Source organism: Paucilactobacillus salsurae (assembly GCF_054784995.1).
Window position 1 is genome coordinate 15190 of the sequence record NZ_BAAHWX010000010.1, and the last position, 19066, is coordinate 34255.

Below are 19066 nucleotides of genomic sequence, written 5' to 3' on the forward strand. Positions count from 1 at the left end.
TCTACTCCTTCAATTGTGACAATAAATGTTGAACAGCCTTAGCACGATGTAACAACGGAATTTTTTTCTCATCCGTTAACTGCGCCAAAGTCGTCTGCAAACCGTCTGGAACCAAAATCAAATCAAAACTTCGCCCATTACTACCCTGCGGTCGACCTGAAATAGTTCCCTTAAAATCTCCCTTCGCAATGTATTGTTGCGTCGGTGAATTTAATACTAACCAAGTCACCATCTGTACTTGTCTCGATCTCCCATTTACCATTGCCAAAATACGATTATTAAGCCGTTCTTCTGTATGGGCATATGGTGCCAACTGCCTAGCAGTTAAAACTCCAAGTTCATTTGGATGAGCCGCTAATAACATTCCTGAATCATCAGCAACTACCCACTCTTGTGGCAATCTTTTGGCGATAAATTCTGCCTTTTGCTTGGCATTTTCTAAATAATTTTTATCTCCTTCAGGAGGAAATTTAACTTTATTAATTAATTTTTGATACGATATTGCCGTGATATTGTAATATGCAAATATCTGAATTAATTCTTGTGTCTTAGCTAAATTGTTAGAAGCAATCACAAAGCGCTCTGGCATTTTCAATTTAATCTTCCTCCAACTCCTTAATAAGATAAAACGACCCAGTCACGACAATTACCGTGTGCTCGTCGGCTATTTTTTTCGCATTACTCAATGCCAACTGCGCATTACTAAATTGTTCGACTGGTTGTTGAAATAAATCCGCTAACTGTTGAGCCGTCAGTGCACGCTCATCTTGATCAGGTGCAACCACATCAATTCGAGTGGCAATTGTTTCATATAGTTTTGCCATTTGAGCATACTGCTTATCCTTTAAGAATCCTAAAATCATAATAAACTTTGTTCCCGCTTCAAAATCTCGCAAACTTTCAACTAATCTTTTCGCACCGTCAACATTATGGGCTCCATCTAAAATAACCATTGGATGTTGTTGAATCACCTGCATTCTACCAGGAATTTCGATATGACTCATCATCTTAGTAAATGGTTCAGCACTCATCAAGTAATTATTTGCCATCAACCAATCGACAACTGTGCCAACCGTGGCCAAATTATCTAATTGAAAATTACCTAATAAATTAAATGCCAAATTCTCAAAATGATCGTGTTGCATTTTAATATCTACACTAAAGCCATGTGCCAAATGACTGTTTACTTTGACTAACTGTGAATCTGCTTGAATGATTGACTTTGCATTTTTTTGTTGTGCTTGTTTTTTCAGAACTGTTAATGCAGTTGGGTGTTGTCGTGGTGCAACAAAAACGGTTGAACCTGGTTTGATAATTCCAGCTTTGTTATATGCAATTTGTTTAATTGTATTACCCAATATCTTGACATGATCGTAATCTATATGCGTAAAAATCGTTAATAAAGGTGCTGTAATCGCATTAGTAGCATCGTTTTGGCCACCGAGTCCAGCTTCAATTACCGCCCATTCAATTTTTTGATTTGCAAAGTACTGCAATGTGATTAGAACAAACCATTCAAAAATCGAAATATCTTGTGACTTTATTGTTACAGGTAATCGTTTCACAATTTGCTGATACACTAATACAAACTCAGTTTCGCTAATCATTACATTATTAATTTTGATTTGCTCGCGCAAAGATCGCATAGCTGGACTAGCAAAATGACCAACTTTAAAACCCGCATTAACGAGCGTTTCTCTCAACATGGCCCCCGTTGATCCCTTACCATTTGTCCCTGCAATATGTATGACGTGATAATGGGTTTCTGGATGTCCTATTTCATCTAAAACACGATTAAGTAAGGCAACCCGATCAACATTATCGGCTAACATATGTTGATTCATTTGTTCAACTAATTGCTTATACGTCGTCATATTTAACCTTCATTACCAGTTTGTTGTAAAAATTGTTGTTTTAAATTCTGATCTGCTTTAAACGATCCTGTGAATTTGGAAGTGTATGTAAATAGCCCAGATTTACTGATTCCACGCATTTCCATGCACATATGGCGGGCACTAATGGACACTGCCACGCCAGCTGGATCTAAAATACGTTGTAATTCATCGACAATTTGAGTAGTTACTTTTTCCTGCATACCTGGTCGTTTTGCAACAAAATCCACTAGTCGCGGGATCTTGCTAATACCAATTACTTTACCATTTTTTGGTACATAGGCAACATTAGCCACACCAAAAAACGGTAATAGGTGGTGTTCACACATTGAATAAAACGGAATTTTTTGCACCATTACCATCTCTGGATCATCGTCAACTTGGAAAATTTTATAATCACTAAAATCTTCAGGCTGTTGATTTAATCCAGAAAACATTTCCTCGTATGCTTTAGCCACACGTTGTGGTGTTTCAACTAATCCCGGGCGCTGTGGATCCTCCCCAATGGCCTCTAAAATATCGGTTATTGCGTGTTCAATCTTTTTGTTGTCCAAATTCAACATCCCCCTCTTGATACTCTTGTACCCAATTTTTGTCAGGCGTTTGTTCTAATAAGTGTTGCAGTTTTTGATGCAATGTTTCATTTTCCTTTGTGATTTCTAGTAATGGAATCAGTACAAAGCGTCGATTGCCAATCTCTGGATGGGGAATTTTTAATAACTCATCATCAAATTTTTCCTCGTTGAAGTATAAAATATCCAAATCAATTGTTCGCGGTCCCCAATGGATAAGTCTCTTTCTATGCAGCTGCTGTTCTATTCGATGTAGGCTATCCAATAGTGCATATGCCGTTTGAGACGTTGTTAAAGCCACTGCGATGTTGAGAAAATCATCTTGTTTTACACCGCCCACTGGCTGCGTTTCATAAATTTTTGAAATTTTCTGAATCGTAATTTCATTGACTTGACGTAGTTTCTGAACTGCAGCTTTTAAATTTGCTACGCGATCGCCAATATTAGTTCCAACGCTTAAATAGACTTGATTAATCATGTTGACGACCACTCACTTCAATCTCAATATTGTCGAAGATGCCTTCAATTGGAACACTATACTTACGCACTCGTAACGTAATCGCTGATAATTGGGGATAGGCAGAAAGTAATAACTTCAACAGTTCATTCGCAACACTTTCAATCAAATTATAGTTATTATTGAGGACAAAATCCTGAATTGTTTGATACACGTCGGCATAACTGACAGTTTCATTTAAGTCATCGTGTTGTACCTTTTGTTCGATAGGATATTGCATTTCCACATCAACCTGCAAACGTTGACCTAATTTCTTTTCTTCTGAGAAAACACCATTATATGTGTGAAAACTCATATTATTAATTCTAATTTTACCCACAATCATCTCTCCTTGCCGACTTCTTTAAATTCTATCTTACCATTAACCAAATTTAAAAAATAAAAAAAAGATCGAAGATGACACTTCGGTCTTCATTTTAACCAGCTTGATCTTGTTTTTTAACTTTTTCTAGATGTTCCAATCGTTTTTGAACATCATGAATCGCACCCATGACATCTGCATAAGACGTGTCATTATACTGCAATTGATCAATGCATGCCTTCGTGGCATTCAAAATTGCACCTTTCTGTGCTTTTGCCTGATCACTCAATTTAACAATAACGCGTCGTTCATCTTCCAAACAACGGGTTCGTGAAATCCAGTTTGCTTTTTCCATTCTTTTTAGAAGTGGTGTAAGTGTCCCGGTGCCAAGTCCAACCTTTTGGCCAACTTCGTTAACCGTCACTGAATCTTTTTCCCATAGCGCTAACAATACAGTGTATTGCACGTAGGTCAAACCAAATTCACTTAACGGTTCTTGATAAAATCGGTTAAATAATTGATGCGCGCGATTAATCTGAAAACAAAGTTGATTATCTAATCTAATATCTGGCGTTGTCATTTTACGTCTCCTTTCATCCATTAATAGCTTCTTATATCGTACACAATTTAATCTAATTTATCAATTACAAAGTAATTGGACAGCTAATTTACGCTGTATTGATGCACCCGATGATCCTAAAATAATCGGATATCATTTTTGAGAAACCAGAACTTGTGATTATTTTTTAATAAACTACAACTTGTAGATTGCATTCTTCTTATTGAAGTGATATATTGGCACTTGTAGAAAAATGGAGGCCTAATGATGACCAAAAGACGTAATCTTGATCAACAAAAAGTGATTGATCAAGCCATTAAAATTATTAAACAAGATGGATTAAAAGCATTGACACTTTCACGCTTAGCTCATGATTTAGATATTCGAACGCAATCACTTTACAATTACATTGCCAATTTAGATGATTTACTCTCATTCGTCGGTGCTCGTTACTTGGATGAATTGCTGGCAAAAGTTACCAAAAATATTTTAGGCTTATCTGGCAATGAAGCACTTATTAAATTTGCTGACGTTGTTCATGATGATTTGATGAATCAGGCTCCGTTGTCTGACATCATTTTTTATGCCAATGGTTTTTCAAAACAAAGTGAATTTCATCAATCTGCAATGAAATTAGTCGCATTACTCAATACAGTCATTAATTCTTCCCATACAAAAGATGATAATCCTGCGTCAATTTCCGGCGCCTTAATAGGATCCGTTCTGGGCTTTGTCTTCATTGAATTTACAGGATTTTATGAGAATGAGACACCCGAATCTTTAACAAAAAGCTACCATCAAATGATTTTACGTATCATTACACCAAACAAAGAGATAGAAGCAAATTAGTTGCATCAGGAGGATGAGAATTTGAAACGGTTTATGAAAAATCACACAGGCGCTTTGATTGCCTGGATTATTATTTTGGGAATTTCAATCTTTGCACTGCCAAATATTGGTGAATTAACAAGAGCCCATTCTGACATTACTTTGCCTAAAGATTCGCAAAGTGAAATCGCCAATAGCATGCAAAATAAATGGGGGCATGGTCAGGGCAATACCTATACGGTGGTTGCTGTTTTCAATAATGGTGACAACGAAATGTCCGCTAAGGATCAACATAATGTCGATGCTACTATCAAAAAATTAAAGCAACATCGAGAAATTTATGGCATTAAGACAATCACGGCTCCTAATGATAATAAGGAAACAAAAGCTCAGTTAATATCTAAAGATAAAACAACTCAGCTAGTTCAACTGCAGGTTTCAAAAAAACAAGGCGAGATTAAAACCGTCAATAAGCAATTGACTAAAGCAATCCGAACCAGTGGTGTTAAATCTTACATTACCGGTTCCGATGTTCTCAATAGTTCGTTCTCAGAAGCGATTCAAGAAGGAATCAAAAAAACTGAAGTTATTTCCGTTATTTTTATTTTCATCGTTCTAGTGCTGGTTTTCCGTTCTCCAATCGTTCCCCTAGTTTCATTATTAACTGTTGGAGTGACATTCCTAACGTCACTTAGTATTGTTACGAACCTGGTTAATAGATTTAACTTTCCATTTTCAAACTTCACGCAAGTCTTTATGGTAGTCGTCCTATTTGGAATTGGTACTGATTATAATATTTTACTTTACAATCAGTTCAAAGAAGAACTTAGTCGTGGCTTATCTAACGCTGAAGCAACAAAGAGAGCTCGAAGAGTTGCCGGAAAAACGATCCTATACTCTGGATCTTCAGTTTTAATTGGTTTTAGTGCGTTAAGTTTGGCTAAATTTTCAATCTATCAATCAGCAATTGGTGTCGCAATTGGTGTTGCAGTATTGTTAATCGTTTTATTAACACTGAATCCGTTTTTCATGGCTGTGCTTGGTAAAAAGATGTTTTGGCCATCGAAAAACTTTGAGGGCGAAGGCAACAGTTCATTGTGGTACCGCTTATCATCAAGTTCAGTTCTTCATCCAATTATTTCATTAGTCATCGTGTTAGGTCTGACACTTCCCTTTTATTTTGTTTATCAAAATAAACTAAACTACGATGATACAGACGAAATTAGTAACTCGGTTCCAGCTAAAAAAGGTTTCTTAGTGGTTCAAGATCACTTCTCCAAAGGAACGGCGGAACCATCAACCCTATACATTCGCTCTAATCATCGTTTAGATAACGAAAAGGATTTAAAATTAATTGATCAAATCACACGTAAAATACAGAATGATCCAGATGTTAAAACTGCTGCATCAGTGACTCAGCCAGGAGGTACGAAGGTTAACAAGCTTTATGTATCTAACCAATTAGGAACCGTCAATACTGGTCTTGGTTCTGCTCAAACTGGATTAGCAAAATTATCGGCTGGTAGCATGGCGATGTCGAATGGTTTAGGCCAGCTTTCCACTGGCAGCCAGCAATTAGTTGATGGTGTTTCAACATTAACAACACAGTTAAATAGCCAACTTTCAGGCAGTAATGCTAGTCAAATTGCTCAATTGGAAAGTGGTTTACCACAAATCAATAATGGTATTCAACAATTAAATTCTGCACTCCAAAACTCTGGATCTGCCGTTAACACTAGTGATTTAACCAATGAACTAACGAATATTGGAACCCAAGCAAAAACAATTGGCAGTTTATTAACTGGCATGCAGGGGACTTCCAGTAATGTTGATGTTAATCAGATGGGTGCCCAAATTGTCACTGGCTTAATTCAAGCTGAAGCACAGGCCGGCACACCACTTTCAGGACCTCAAACACAAACACTATTACAATATGCCAATGAACAAAAATCCAGCTTTTCCGGCCTGGAAACACAGTTACAAACTGTTCAAAACAATTTGAAGGCTATCGGTACAGCCGATCAAAGTATTGGTACGTCATTGCAAAATATTCAGGGTTCTACATCTTCATTAGGGAGTATGCTTGGCCAAGTCAATACTTTAAAAGCACAAGTTAATCAACTGGCTAGTGCTTCAAATGTAGCTCTTCCAGGAGCAGCGACTGCCTTATCTCAATTAACAGGCGGCCTTAACCAAGTTCAAAGCGCCCTGATGCAAAGTCAAAATGGCTTAGGACAAATCAATACAGGAATTAATAAATTAGCCGAACAATCACCACAACTGACAACTGGTATCGATAAAGTCAATGATGGTTTGGGTCAAGGTGGCAGTTATCTGAAAGGTCTTCAGAATTCTTCAGCAAGTGACGAATACTACGTACCTCACAGCGTTCTGCACAGTGCCACATACAAGCCAGCCATTAAAACTTATCTATCTCAAGATAAAAAAACAGCTAAAATTACAATTGTCTTGAATACCAACCCAAGTGATACAAAGGCCACCCAAAAAGTGGCACAACTTTCCTCACAGACCAAAAAGAGTCTCAAAGGAACAACACTTAAAAATGCTCAAGTTGCTATGGGCGGGCAATCATCAACACTTCATGATATTAAGAGTGTTGCGAGTGGCGATTTTGTCAGAACAGCCGCTATTATGTTGATCGGAATTGGCTTAGCATTGATCTTTGTCACACGCTCGCTTCTACAGCCTATTTATATCATTGGAACATTGATGCTTGCTTACTTTACATCACTCAGCATCACACGTTGGATTAGCGGTCTCGTCTTAGGTCGTCCAATGTTAACTTGGAATACCCCATTCTTCTCATTTATCATGCTTGTCGCATTAGGAGTCGATTATAGTATCTTCTTGATGATGAAATATCGCGAATATGGGCGTGAAAATATGATGCCTGCTGATCGAATGGTTAAATCATCAACAGTCATTGGCACAGTTGTCATTTCTGCTGCGATTATCCTAAGTGGTACATTTGCTGCATTGATGCCTTCTGGTGTCCCAACGTTGATTCAAGTTGCCATGGCCGTAATCATTGGATTGATTATTTTGATTTTTATCATTCCAATTATTATTCCAAGCACTGTTTCATTAACTTATCCAGTTAAATCCGGTTTCCAGGACGCAGAAGATAAGCAACATCAAAAACATGAAAACGAAAAATAGTTAACTCATTAGCAAAATGCAAAAACTGCATTTTGCTTTTTTAGTAGTTAACTATTAGAATGAAAGAAATCATTTTGGAGTACTTTCAATGCAAATCTTTAAGCAAACTGTTTTAATCTTTCTAGGACTGGCAGTTATTTTATTAGTTGTTACTGGCTTTCGGCTATTAACACACCGAGGTAATATGAGAACCAATGGTATTTATCTATTTTTGGCTGTTATCATTACCCTTTCGTTTTCTTGTTTATATTTTCTAGTATTACGACTTTATCAATAAAGGAGACCTATTTTTATGTTATTAACCACCGGCAGTATTGATCAACCACACGATATTTTGGGCATTGTCAATGCCACTAGCCATCTCATGCTGGATTCTGAAACAATCGATGCTTTTGAATCAATGGACCAACTTTTTTCAGACGTTGAAGAAAAAATGAAGCAAAAGGCTGAGGAAGAACAAGCGGACGGTATTATTAACATCTCGTTTAATACCCAAGTCGTCCAGTTGCAAGTCGCACCCAAATTTTTAGTCATTACGGGATACGGTACCTTAGTAAAATTCACAGAATAATGCTTTAAAAACAGCAACCGTTAGTGTAAACTATTAATTGTTGTTGCCCCAGTGGCGGAACTGGCAGACGCGCAGCGTTCAGGTCGCTGTATGGTTATCCATGTACAGGTTCGAATCCTGCCTGGGGCATTAAAAAAAGGCTAACATCACTATGATGTTAGCCTTTTTACGTCACCAAATACACGTTAATAATTCAATTTACGCATCAGTCGCTTTAACTGATCTAATTCTTTGTCAGATAAATTCTTCACCAATTGATCAGAACGATTTTGTTCATAAGCATGCAGCTTAGGATAATAACTTTTTGCTTGTTTGGTTGGATAAACTCTTTTAATTTTCAAATTGGTTGGATCACTCTTCAATTCTAAATAGCCTTTATCAACTAATTTTTTAACTGTTCTAAAACTGGTCGTTCGATCAGCTTGAATTGAATCGGCCAATTCTCCCATAAACATTCCCGGGCGTTCAACTACTCGAATAATATAAATAAACAAATTATTATTTAATTGATCTTCTTTAAATCTTTGATTTGAATCATTTTGAATGCTTCGCGTAATCGCACCAATTTCACGAATTATTTCAAACATTTCGATGACCTCCAAACATTTTATTGCAAATGCAATTATATCATGATATAGTATTTAAGTAAATCATTGCATTTGCAATAAAAAAAGGAGAGATCGAAATGATTGGATTTTTAACTTTTATTTTCATCATGTCATTTACACCTGGTCCCAATACAATTATGGCAATGTCTGAAGGCCAACAAAAAGGATTTCGTCATGGATTAATTTTTAATTCTGGCATTTTTTTAGGTCTATTAATTATTGGAGGAATTGTCTCAATATTTGCCTCTTTTTTTCAAAACTATCCGTCAGTAATTTTTATATTAAAAATTATTGGGTCACTATATTTACTCTATTTGGCATATCATACATACATCTCCACGCCGGGAAATGCGTCAGCTGCTGGCAATCATCCCTTAGTTACCGGTTTACTTTTACAAACAACCAATATTAAAGTTTATTTATATTTCATTACTGGCATGGGCACCTTCTTAATTAGCGGCATTTTCGGTGAATTATCAATGAAGTTTACTTTGATGGTGTTAATCGGTGTTCTTGGTACTTTAGCGTGGACAATCGCCGGTCAGCTGATCCAACGATTTTATAACCAACATTTTAAATTATTAAATTCATTTGTGGCACTACTATTAGTTTTTAGTGCATATGATTTATGGCGATAAAAAGAAGTTGTGATATTATCACAACTTCTTTTTAAGAGTTAATCTAATTTAAACTTACATTTTGCGTAATTGCTTGTTCATAAGGTTCGCCATTTATTAAAGCATCTCTCATATCTTCAATCATATTGTCCCCAGAATATGAATAAAAAGGAAATCCTCCAAATTGTTTCATGTATTCAAATTCAACATCGTTTTGACTTAGTCCATCAATGCGATCCTTATCCACCGATCTATACCCCTTTCATAGTTACTGTAAGCGTTTACATTTTTACATGTCTAGTATAACTTATTTTTTGTCTGAAAAACATTGCAGTTGTGTTAATATCTTTGTGAAAAACAAAATCATTTAAAATCGACTGGTATATCACCCGTTTCACTAGTTTGATTTAAAAAATTCACAAAAAATTGATTATTCAACTTAAAAAAACTGTTCAACACCTAGTCTAAAGCCTTGACTGATACACCATTCACGACTATATTTCAGATGTGTAACATCAAAAATATCGAGGAGGAATAGTATGCGTAAAGCTAATAGAGAGGTCACTGATTTGGAAACAATTAAAACGATATTGTTAGAAGCCCATGTAATTCACCTGGGAATCAACGATGATAAATATCCATATGTTGTTCCCACTAATTATGGATTTGAAATGCAAGATGATGGTCATTTAACCTTATATAGTCATGGCGCACCCGTTGGCAAAAAAAGAGAGCTCATTTCAAAAGATGGTCACATTGCCTTTGAAATTGATAACGGTGCTCATCTAATGGTCCCTGAAAATAGCAGTAACCCTAGTGATTATTCATTTGCTTACCAGAGTATCATGGGTGTCGGCAATGCTCAGTTAATAACTGATGTGCTGGACAAAAAGAAGGCAATGCAAACGATTTTATTACATGAAACCGGCAAAGAATGGCCTAATATTTCTGCGTCTGACATTAATTATGTTGGCGTGATTAAAATTGATGTTCAACGCTATACTGCTAAACAACATTTGGATTAGATACAGAAAATAACAGCTAGGGTTTGAACATTTTTGTAACCGCTTTAACTTAAAAAATTCTAAAGGTGATTCTTTTTTGTACCATTTCTAAATTCTCTTCTGTAGAATTTTACTTATAGTAAAAATAAATTTTAGATACAGGAGACTATAATGCCTCAGATAATCGATTTCATTATTCACATTGATCAGCACATGATTCAAATTGTGAATCAATTTGATTCCTTTACCTACCTCATCTTATTTATTCTTGTTTTCATTGAAACAGGAATTGTCATCCTACCGTTTTTACCTGGTGATTCATTATTGTTTGCAGCCAGTGCGCTTGCAGCTAATCAGGCTTTCGGTTTAAATATCTGGTTATTAATGGTCACTTTTTTTATAGCAGCTGTGCTTGGCGACACACTTAACTACGAAATTGGTAAACATACCAGTAGTCTGATTGGTAAAAATTCATTTCTAGGAAAATTAATCAATGAAGAAAAACTGTTAAAAGCACAAACTTTTTTTGATAAACACGGCGGTAAAACAATTGTGATTGCCCGCTTCATGCCATTTATTCGTACTTTTGCACCATTTGTGTCTGGTGGAAGTCGGATGAATTATCAAAAATTCGTAAGTTACAACGTTCTTGGTGGCTTTTTGTGGGTTATCTTGTGTTGTACTACTGGTTATTTGTTTGGTAACTTACCCATTGTTCAAGAAAACTTTACATTTGTAATTTTGGGAATCATCGGCATCTCCTTACTGCCTGCGTTGATAACCTATTTACGAAATAAACTACCAGCTAATATTGAACCAGATGAATAAAAAGATTGTGATAAAGATATTGCTAAAAGCGCATTTCTTTATCACAATCTTTTTTTAGAATTGATAGTCTTTGTCAATAATTAATATTGGTTTAATGGTTTCACCGCTCATTGAATCGGCATTTGCTTGGTTAATATCCTCAAATGGGTAGAATTTTTCAGTTTTATCAAAATCGAACATCCCTTGGCGATAAAATTCAATTAACCGTGGAATATCGATTTGAGGCACTGAATCGCCCATGTTGACACCAATCACAGATTTATCATCAACACACAGGTCATTCCATGTATCAACATCAATATGATTAGGTGTGACCGCAATACAAGCACTTGTCCCACCTTGTCGTAATGCTTTAATGGAAGACTCCATTACAGATGTCACTCCAGTTGTATCAACTGCAAAATTAACACCGTAACCATTGGTCAACTCTTGAATAGCAGCCACAGCATCTTGTTGCTGACTATTAATCACATCTGTAGCACCTAATTCTTTTGCTAATGCTAGTCTTGAATCCACAATATCAACAGCAATTACTTTTGTACAACCTGAAATCTTTCCAGCCATCATTGCGGCTAGTCCAACTGCTCCTGTTCCAAAAACAGCAATGGTTTGCCCTGGACGCGGTTTTAGCGTATTAAGGACCGTTCCGCTACCTGTCACATAACCACAGCCTAAAGGTCCTAATTTTCGTAAATCAAGGTCTTTTGGCACCTTCACAGCATTGCTCTCACGAACAACCGTCGTAGTTGTAAATGATGATTGATCAAACATATCTGCAACTTGCTGTCCATTTTCTGTAAAATGAGCACTCTTATCAGGACGTACACCAGAAAGATTATTTTCTGCATAATGTAAACATTGCGTGGGGATACCTCTTAGACAATTTTCACAATTTCGACATGAATAAAATGACAAGACAACGTGATCACCTGGTTCAAAATTTTGGACATGTGAACCAACTTTTTCAACAATTCCTGAACCTTCATGTCCTAAGATAATGGGATATCCAATTTCAGCATCACCTTTACGTAAAGCCTCATCTGAATGGCAAATACCACTAGCCACCATTTTAACTTGAATATCATCGTCCTGCATTGGCGCTAATTCAATATCATCTTTAATTTGAAAACTGGAACCTTTTTGATCGACAACAGCTGCTTTTATCTTCATCAAATCATTTCCTTTCCTAAGTCAAAGTTATTAAATTTCCCCCACACCACTGTTATATCAGTTTGTGAAACATTTTTCAATCTTTTTAATTAAAAAAGCTGCGTCTAAATAGACACAGCTCCATAGATCATATAACTGTAATTTTACCGACTCCACCAATGTTTCTTTGGGTGCGCTTGCCGATATTCCATCTTTTTTTGCTTTCGTGCTGCCCTGATTTGTGCATCACGTTTATCAGCCATTTTTCGTTTAGTTTCAGGGTCAATATATTCACTAATCAAAATTTCAGGATTATGTTTTACCCCTTGTCGTTCTAGTTCTTTAAAAATGGCTAAAAATGGCTTTTGTCGGTACTTAAAACCATCGATCATAACTGAATAAAAGGCAATATTACCATTCGCCGACATATTATTTTTCATCACTGTCGATAATTCAGTTTGGTCATTCACCGTACTCTTGGCCAAAATACCAATCTGCATCACCGCATTGTTTGGTGTCATTTCGATTTTTAAAATGTTATCCCACGTCACTTTAACAGCTGGTGTTTTGGTATTGTCAATCACACCATCTTGATTAATGACATAATCAGGATGATTTAAATGGCCATTGCGAAACGTTTGATAAGCTAAATAGCCAAATAAAACACCAAAAAGAACCGCAAAGATTTTAATAACCAACCAAGTTTTCAAAAAGACAACTATAAAGAAACAAACTGTAAAAAAAGTAAAAACAGTCGTGGTCATATACGTTCTGACTTTATCAGGATAAACTTCATACATTTCTTCCATACTTAGGTGCTCTCCTTAAAATACCAAAAGAGAGATTTTCATCTCCCTTTCAAAAAATACATATGAGCTAATTGAATTAAAGTTCAACTCGCTTGGTATCTGGTAATGTTTGGAAATATACATCAATACCATCTTTATCCTTAAGTTCGTGAAGAATTTCAACTTCTTCATCACTAACTGAGGCAGTTGGGATGACAGCCTTGGTATTAGGTTTCTTAGAAACCCCAGCAACCATTAATGAGTCTAATTCAAGACCAGCATCAACAGCTTCCTTAGCTTCCTTGATATACTTAAATACTAAGATAACTGTGTCATTACCAAATTGGTCTTTTTTCCATTCGTCTGCAGCTTCTTTGGCACTGTAAACACGGATCTTCAAACCACCAGTTGAGTTGGTACTAACATAAATATCCTTCATAAAGTCATCGGCAGCTGTTCCATTATCAATCACGTAAACAGCGTTAGTACCGCGACCTTTAGTTAACTTCTGCATAACTTGACCGTGAATCAGACGATCATCGATACGTGCAATATTAATTTTTCCCATGTTAGGTTCCTCCAAAAATTTATAACTTTGTATCCTAATTCTAATTATCGTGCTTTAAGAAGTTTTTATCAATTAATTTAACACCATCTTTAGCAACTTCAATTGAATCATTGATTAATTTATCAGTATCTTCAGTTGCGTCAGAAAAGTTTTGTAAATTAATGAGAAGTGGCAAGCTTAATCCTGTCACGATCTTTAATTCGCGGTACTTCGAAAGTGTTGACAAAGCAACATTTGAAGGACTACCACCTAGTAAGTCAACGAGCACAATTGTCTCGTCATACTTTGCTGAGTTATCATCTAAAACTTGGTATGCTTGTTCACGCAATGAATCCACAGATTCACCAGGATGCAAGCCAAGACCAGTAACATTTTCCTGTGGTCCCATTAACAATTCTAGACTTTTAACGGTTTCAATACCCATATTACCATGAGTAATTACTAAGAATGCACGTTTCATTTAAATATGACCCTCCTAAAATACGACAAATTAGATGATGTAGAAAATACTCAAGACGATCAATGCACCAGTAAGATAGAGTAATCCACGGGTGATCTTGAGGCCTTGCTTTTGGAAGTACCAGTAAAGCAATACAACAGCAAGTAAAGGCAATAGACCAGGTAAGATTTGATTCAAAATGGTATTCACATTAAAGACCTTACCACTAATTGAGAACTTCAAGTAACTGCGAATCGTAATATACTGACCGGCTAAAATACCCATCATGTACAATCCTAGAACACCAAGTCCATCAATCACGCTAGCAATTCGGCCACCTGTCATAATTTCCTTAGCAGCTGAACGTCCAAGTGAATAACCCATCTTTGTGAAGTAATAACCATAAGTAAAGGTTGCAATTGCAAAACATAAAAATGGTAGCAATGCACCTAAGAAGTTACCTTGCTTAGCAAATGGTAAGAAAATAGCGATAAAAATATATTGAACAGTACCAGAGTCAATTGAATCACCAATTCCGGCAAGAGGACCCATCAAACCAACTTTTGTGTTATTAATCATGTCTTCAGAAATTGGTTCTTCACCGTTAGCAAGTGCCTTGGCACGTGCTTCTTCAAGTGAAATTGTAACACCAGTTAATGTTCCACCACCCCAAGTAGCTTGGGTGTTAAAGAACAATAAATGACGTTGGAAAGATTTTGCTAACTCATCTTTATCTTTATAAAGTTTTTGTAATGTTGGAATCATACCAAAGGCAAATGAAGGAGCCAGCATACGGTCAAATGTATGAGGAACTTCGTTAGCCCACCACCAACCAAACCAAGACTTCATTAAGTCTTTATTGGTAATGGCATCTGGTTGTGGAATACGGTGCTCAGTTGTTGCTTGTGTATCATCATTAGTTGCTTCTACTGCTTGATTGTCAGCCATTTTAATTTCCTCCTTTGATTAGTCTTGTGCTGGTTTGTTTGACGTAGTCATTACGTAAAGGATCGCAAAGATTACACCAAAGATAGCGTAAATTGTCATGTTGATTTGTAGTTTTGCAAAGGCCACACTCATGAAGTATGCAAGGAAGAAGAATGGAAGCAAACGTTTCTTTCCAATAACTTGCATGATGATTGCGATACCTAAAGCAGCAAGACCACCGCCGACACTATTCAAGACGTGAATTAATGTTCCGTGTTCAATGTTAGCAACAACACTTGAAATCACTGGGGCACCAAAGTAAAGTGCGATGAACATCAAAGGAATGAATAAAACAAATGAAATCAACGTAGGAATTCCCATAATGGATAATTTCAATCCACGTGCATTACCTTCAGCAGCATATTTATCCATTGGCTTAATGGCAAAAGTGTTAAGGAAGAATCTAAATTGATAAAGGTAACTTCCCAAAAGTGCAACCGGCACGGCAATTGCAATCGCACCTTGTGGACTCATGTGACCAAGTAACGCAACTGGTACGGCAATCGCAGCACCAATTGATGGTTCAGCTGGAAGTGCACCACCTGGTGCAACAAATCCCATGTAAACAAGTTGAATAGCAGCCGTAACAATCATGGCTTGGTGAATATTTCCCATGATAAAGCCCACCATCATTCCGGTCATTAATGGGCTAAAACGCATCGTTAAAGTGGCGAATCCTAAGATACGTGATTCAACTAATGCAACCCAAATGGCAATCAGTAAAGCTTGCCATACAGTTAAAGTGACATGCATTATAAATACCCTCCTAAATATAAGTTCCCGTGAGAAAAAATAGCAAATACAGAATTAACTCACAACAATATAAATTTTATTGCTTATTTACATTATATATGTTTGCGCTTTCATTACAAGCTTGAATATTAAAAAAGTTTCAGATAAGATAGGATTATATTTAAGGAGGCAACTATGACGACGCAAACTGTTTATATTGTTCGACATGGGCAGACGTTGCTTAACACCTTTAACCGTATGCAAGGATGGTGTGACTCTGATTTGACTAAACAAGGTCAAACTGATGCAATTACAACTGGCCAAAAATTAAAAAAAATTTTGTTCACGACTGCTTTTTCTTCAGATTTAAGACGTGCGATTGACACACGAAATCTAATTTTGGATCAATTAGATCATAAAGTTTCTACTATTGAAGAAAGCAAATTATTTCGCGAAGTTTTTTTTGGTTACTTTGAAGGATTAGATTCTGACGAAACTTGGACACGAGTTGGTCAACCACATGGATATGCAGGTCAAGAAGATATCATTCGCAAAAAAAGTCTCGCTGAAGCTCGTCGCTTAATGAAATTAGAGGATCCAAGTCAAAGTGCTGAAACTAATGACCAAGTCCTTAATCGCTGGCATGAAGGTTTATCATTCATTCATGAAAATACACCTGATAATAGTAACGTTTTACTAGTAACACATGGTACCTTTATTCGAACACTTGCTGACGAACATGACATCAATACATTAGGAAATTATCCTGAAAATGGCAGCATCACGATTCTAAAATTGACGGATGCTGGCACATCAATCGAACTTTATAATCAAAATAGTATATAATAGAAAAATCAGTTCATTACAGCGCTTACATCTGAGGGGGTGATATTTTGAATTCGGAACTTTTACAAACATTTTTAAAAATTGTGGAGTATAAGCAAATTTCGCAGGCAGCTGAAGCGATGTATATTACTCAAGCGGCTGTGAGTAACCGCCTCAATCGCTTGGAAAGTCAACTAGGTGTTAAATTGATTAATCGACTTAAGGGTCAGGCAACCGTTACTTTAACGAAATATGGTGAAAAATTAGTTCCGATTGCACAGCAATGGGTTCAGTTGGCTCGTGAAGCCAGTAATATTAAAGAATATGCAAATTATCACTCTGTCAGTGTTTTAGGAGCTCCTGATATTTGTGTTTCTATTTTATCCTTGGTTTGTCCCCTTCTTTTAGAAGATGATCCATTACTGCGGTATTCAATTAAAAATTCAAACAGTAATAGCAATACATATGACGCCGTCAATGATGGGTCTATTAATGTTGGTTTTACCTTCAGTAAATCATCACGCCACCAAATTGATGCCCGTCAAATTAGTGAAGAACGCCTTTTATTGGTTACTAACCTGCATAGTAATTATCCAGATACAGTTAGTGCCGATATGCTGTCTCGCCATGATGAAGTGTTCATCCCCTATAATCAAACTTATTTAAATTGGCATTTAATGTGTTGGGACAGTGAGTTACAACCGTTTATTCAGTTAGATTCTAGTTGTCTCGTTAATTCATACCTCCTTAATCCACAAAATTGGGCTTTGGTTCCAGAATCCATGGTCAGATTCATGCTTAATAATCATGCACCGTTGCGGGTTTTAAAGCTGCTTGAGGAGCCACCTGCACTGCCAATTATCGCCATTCGCTCTAAAGCAGATACAACAAATGAACAAGAAATTGACCGTCTGATCTTAAAAGTGCGCTCTGAATTATTCAAAACACACAAAGAAAAACTAGTTTTACCAAAATAAACAGACAAAACCTGCTACTCCAAATCGAGTAGCAGGTTTTGTTTATCACTATTAAATTAACAACCCATTGTTATTAATAGATTTGGCCACTAAAATCGTCATATAAGCTGTCAAATGAGTTATCTTCTGAATCAATTTTCCATTTGCCATCTTCTTTTGAAACTTTAATCTTGGTATCATAACTTTCTGATTTGACATCTGCTTTTTTCAAAATGTCTGCAATATTATCAACCACCTTGTTAACGGCTTCTTGATTATTTGCATCAATATCCAACTTACCGTTATCAATGGCATCCATCACCTGATCGTTAATTTGATCGGAGATGTCGTCTAAATCAATTGCTTTAACCTTAACCGAAATTTCTGCAGATTCAGCGGATGCAGATTCAATCTTATACTCAACGCTTCCACGATCCGCATTGGCTTTCTCTAATGCAGAAGATACGGCTTTAAATTGATCATCGGAAAGATCAGCGTCGCTGAGTTCAGTATCTAAATTATCTTTCAATTTATCGTTAAAATTATCTTTTTCTTCATTTTTATCGTTAGCAACATATTTTGAATAATTACTATCACTCTTGCCTAAGAAGATTGTGTCTACATAAGCTTGTACCGCTTTTTGCGCTTGTTTGGTACCATCTTTATACTTATTTGCTGCTACGTTAATTTTAATTGCTTTTGAATCACCACTTGTAACATCAGGTAAATATTTCAAAGTGTATTTAGCTGTCTTGTCAACTGGGAAAACAATATAACCGTCTGCGTCATCGCCACCATCGATCTTTTCGCTAAAGGTTTTAAAATCATCATCGTCATTAGACATATAAACATCATCTTTTGTACTAATTTTGTGCCCATCTTTATCAATTAATTTAAAATCACTGCCACTAGCATAAATGTCGTCATCAGTTTTGTTCTTCACTTGTACTTTAAGTGCTAAATATCCTTTATTTCCCTTAGTTTGAGAAATATTGGCTGAGTCTGGCACAATATAAGATCCTGATTCGACTTTCACAGCTGCTTGAGAATTTCCTTTATCACCACTTTTGCCACAACCAACCAGTATTAGTGAAAGGCTGAACATAGCAATCGTTAAAGTTAGCGCTTTATTTTTCATTTGTAAA

The 19066-nt window shown here is 36.3% G+C and carries 24 protein-coding genes and 1 tRNA gene; 10 read left to right on the forward strand and 15 right to left on the reverse strand.

Annotated elements, in window-relative coordinates; genetic code table 11:
- Position 1: 1 nt before the first annotated feature.
- The 6 genes from ACYVQZ_RS07980 to ACYVQZ_RS08005 all read right to left on the reverse strand — a co-directional run bounded on the left by ACYVQZ_RS07980 (position 2) and on the right by ACYVQZ_RS08005 (position 3862).
- The gene (locus tag ACYVQZ_RS07980; protein WP_461240920.1) at positions 2–589 is read right to left on the reverse strand and encodes a non-canonical purine NTP pyrophosphatase; all 588 of its coding nucleotides are present in this window, start codon (positions 587–589) and stop codon (positions 2–4) included.
- A gap of 7 nt (positions 590–596) precedes the next feature.
- Complete coding sequence (locus ACYVQZ_RS07985) at positions 597–1874, reverse strand: bifunctional folylpolyglutamate synthase/dihydrofolate synthase (RefSeq protein ID WP_461240881.1); 1278 nt, start codon at positions 1872–1874, stop codon at positions 597–599.
- 2 nt (positions 1875–1876) lie between these two features.
- Positions 1877–2446, reverse strand: coding sequence for a GTP cyclohydrolase I FolE (gene folE / locus ACYVQZ_RS07990; RefSeq protein WP_461240882.1), 570 nt, complete (start codon positions 2444–2446; stop codon positions 1877–1879).
- Positions 2427–2942: a 2-amino-4-hydroxy-6-hydroxymethyldihydropteridine diphosphokinase gene (gene folK, locus ACYVQZ_RS07995; protein ID WP_461240883.1), complete on the reverse strand. Its 516-nt coding sequence runs from the start codon at positions 2940–2942 to the stop codon at positions 2427–2429. The genes folE and folK overlap by 20 nt, the downstream gene beginning before the upstream one ends.
- Positions 2935–3306, reverse strand: a complete 372-nt coding sequence (folB, locus tag ACYVQZ_RS08000) for a dihydroneopterin aldolase (RefSeq protein WP_461240884.1) — start codon at positions 3304–3306, stop codon at positions 2935–2937. The genes folK and folB overlap by 8 nt, the downstream gene beginning before the upstream one ends.
- A 91-nt stretch (positions 3307–3397) precedes the next feature.
- Positions 3398–3862: a MarR family winged helix-turn-helix transcriptional regulator gene (locus tag ACYVQZ_RS08005; RefSeq protein WP_461240885.1), complete on the reverse strand. Its 465-nt coding sequence runs from the start codon at positions 3860–3862 to the stop codon at positions 3398–3400.
- Between the two features lie 243 nt (positions 3863–4105).
- On the opposite strand from ACYVQZ_RS08005, the gene ACYVQZ_RS08010 reads away from it, so the two are divergent.
- The 5 genes from ACYVQZ_RS08010 (at position 4106) to ACYVQZ_RS08030 (ending at position 8549) form a co-directional block, all read left to right on the forward strand.
- Positions 4106–4690 carry a TetR/AcrR family transcriptional regulator gene (locus ACYVQZ_RS08010; protein ID WP_461240886.1) on the forward strand — a complete coding sequence of 195 codons (585 nt, stop codon included), beginning with the start codon at positions 4106–4108 and terminating at the stop codon, positions 4688–4690.
- Positions 4691–4711: 21 nt separating this feature from the next.
- Positions 4712–7849 carry an MMPL/RND family transporter gene (locus ACYVQZ_RS08015; protein ID WP_461240887.1) on the forward strand — a complete coding sequence of 1046 codons (3138 nt, stop codon included), beginning with the start codon at positions 4712–4714 and terminating at the stop codon, positions 7847–7849.
- Between the two features lie 88 nt (positions 7850–7937).
- Positions 7938–8126: a hypothetical protein gene (locus ACYVQZ_RS08020; protein ID WP_461240888.1), complete on the forward strand. Its 189-nt coding sequence runs from the start codon at positions 7938–7940 to the stop codon at positions 8124–8126.
- Between the two features lie 15 nt (positions 8127–8141).
- Complete coding sequence (locus tag ACYVQZ_RS08025) at positions 8142–8420, forward strand: heavy metal-binding domain-containing protein (RefSeq protein WP_461240889.1); 279 nt, start codon at positions 8142–8144, stop codon at positions 8418–8420.
- A gap of 45 nt (positions 8421–8465) precedes the next feature.
- A tRNA-Leu gene (locus ACYVQZ_RS08030) sits at positions 8466–8549 on the forward strand.
- Positions 8550–8605: 56 nt separating this feature from the next.
- Here the strand turns inward: ACYVQZ_RS08030 and ACYVQZ_RS08035 are convergent.
- Positions 8606–9007: a MarR family winged helix-turn-helix transcriptional regulator gene (locus ACYVQZ_RS08035; protein WP_461240890.1), complete on the reverse strand. Its 402-nt coding sequence runs from the start codon at positions 9005–9007 to the stop codon at positions 8606–8608.
- Between the two features lie 98 nt (positions 9008–9105).
- Between ACYVQZ_RS08035 and ACYVQZ_RS08040 the strand changes: the two genes are divergently transcribed.
- Complete coding sequence (locus ACYVQZ_RS08040; RefSeq protein ID WP_461240891.1) at positions 9106–9666, forward strand: LysE family translocator; 561 nt, start codon at positions 9106–9108, stop codon at positions 9664–9666.
- Positions 9667–9709: 43 nt separating this feature from the next.
- Here the strand turns inward: ACYVQZ_RS08040 and ACYVQZ_RS08045 are convergent, their stop codons facing one another.
- Complete coding sequence (locus tag ACYVQZ_RS08045; RefSeq protein ID WP_461240892.1) at positions 9710–9892, reverse strand: hypothetical protein; 183 nt, start codon at positions 9890–9892, stop codon at positions 9710–9712.
- 292 nt (positions 9893–10184) lie between these two features.
- Between ACYVQZ_RS08045 and ACYVQZ_RS08050 the strand changes: the two genes are divergently transcribed.
- Both ACYVQZ_RS08050 and ACYVQZ_RS08055 read left to right on the forward strand, forming a co-directional pair.
- Complete coding sequence (locus ACYVQZ_RS08050) at positions 10185–10670, forward strand: pyridoxamine 5'-phosphate oxidase family protein (protein WP_461240893.1); 486 nt, start codon at positions 10185–10187, stop codon at positions 10668–10670.
- Between the two features lie 150 nt (positions 10671–10820).
- On the forward strand, positions 10821–11477 hold the full coding sequence (locus tag ACYVQZ_RS08055; RefSeq protein WP_461240894.1) for a VTT domain-containing protein: 657 nt from the start codon (positions 10821–10823) through the stop codon (positions 11475–11477).
- Positions 11478–11531: 54 nt separating this feature from the next.
- On the opposite strand, the gene ACYVQZ_RS08060 is transcribed toward ACYVQZ_RS08055, so the two are convergent.
- The 6 genes from ACYVQZ_RS08060 to ACYVQZ_RS08085 all read right to left on the reverse strand — a co-directional run bounded on the left by ACYVQZ_RS08060 (position 11532) and on the right by ACYVQZ_RS08085 (position 16161).
- On the reverse strand, positions 11532–12647 hold the full coding sequence (locus ACYVQZ_RS08060) for an NAD(P)-dependent alcohol dehydrogenase (RefSeq protein ID WP_461240895.1): 1116 nt from the start codon (positions 12645–12647) through the stop codon (positions 11532–11534).
- 143 nt (positions 12648–12790) lie between these two features.
- Entirely contained in the window at positions 12791–13435 is a 645-nt protein-coding gene (locus tag ACYVQZ_RS08065; protein WP_461240896.1) for a hypothetical protein, read from the reverse strand.
- A gap of 76 nt (positions 13436–13511) precedes the next feature.
- Complete coding sequence (locus tag ACYVQZ_RS08070) at positions 13512–13982, reverse strand: PTS sugar transporter subunit IIB (RefSeq protein WP_461240897.1); 471 nt, start codon at positions 13980–13982, stop codon at positions 13512–13514.
- Positions 13983–14022: 40 nt separating this feature from the next.
- Positions 14023–14442, reverse strand: a complete 420-nt coding sequence (locus tag ACYVQZ_RS08075; protein WP_461240898.1) for a PTS sugar transporter subunit IIA — start codon at positions 14440–14442, stop codon at positions 14023–14025.
- Positions 14443–14472: 30 nt separating this feature from the next.
- Positions 14473–15369, reverse strand: a complete 897-nt coding sequence (locus ACYVQZ_RS08080; RefSeq protein ID WP_461240899.1) for a PTS system mannose/fructose/sorbose family transporter subunit IID — start codon at positions 15367–15369, stop codon at positions 14473–14475.
- A gap of 18 nt (positions 15370–15387) precedes the next feature.
- Positions 15388–16161, reverse strand: a complete 774-nt coding sequence (locus ACYVQZ_RS08085) for a PTS mannose/fructose/sorbose/N-acetylgalactosamine transporter subunit IIC (protein WP_461240900.1) — start codon at positions 16159–16161, stop codon at positions 15388–15390.
- 174 nt (positions 16162–16335) lie between these two features.
- Here ACYVQZ_RS08085 and ACYVQZ_RS08090 point away from each other — a divergent pair, with 174 nt between their 5' ends.
- Together ACYVQZ_RS08090 and ACYVQZ_RS08095 are read left to right on the forward strand one after the other, a co-directional pair.
- Positions 16336–16986, forward strand: a complete 651-nt coding sequence (locus ACYVQZ_RS08090; RefSeq protein ID WP_461240901.1) for a histidine phosphatase family protein — start codon at positions 16336–16338, stop codon at positions 16984–16986.
- 47 nt (positions 16987–17033) lie between these two features.
- Positions 17034–17942 (forward strand): LysR family transcriptional regulator, encoded by a 909-nt coding sequence (locus tag ACYVQZ_RS08095; protein ID WP_461240902.1) that lies wholly within the window; start codon positions 17034–17036, stop codon positions 17940–17942.
- Between the two features lie 73 nt (positions 17943–18015).
- Here ACYVQZ_RS08095 and ACYVQZ_RS08100 read toward each other — a convergent pair whose 3' ends face one another.
- Positions 18016–19059, reverse strand: a complete 1044-nt coding sequence (locus tag ACYVQZ_RS08100) for a DUF5105 domain-containing protein (RefSeq protein WP_461240903.1) — start codon at positions 19057–19059, stop codon at positions 18016–18018.
- Positions 19060–19066: the final 7 nt, after the last annotated feature.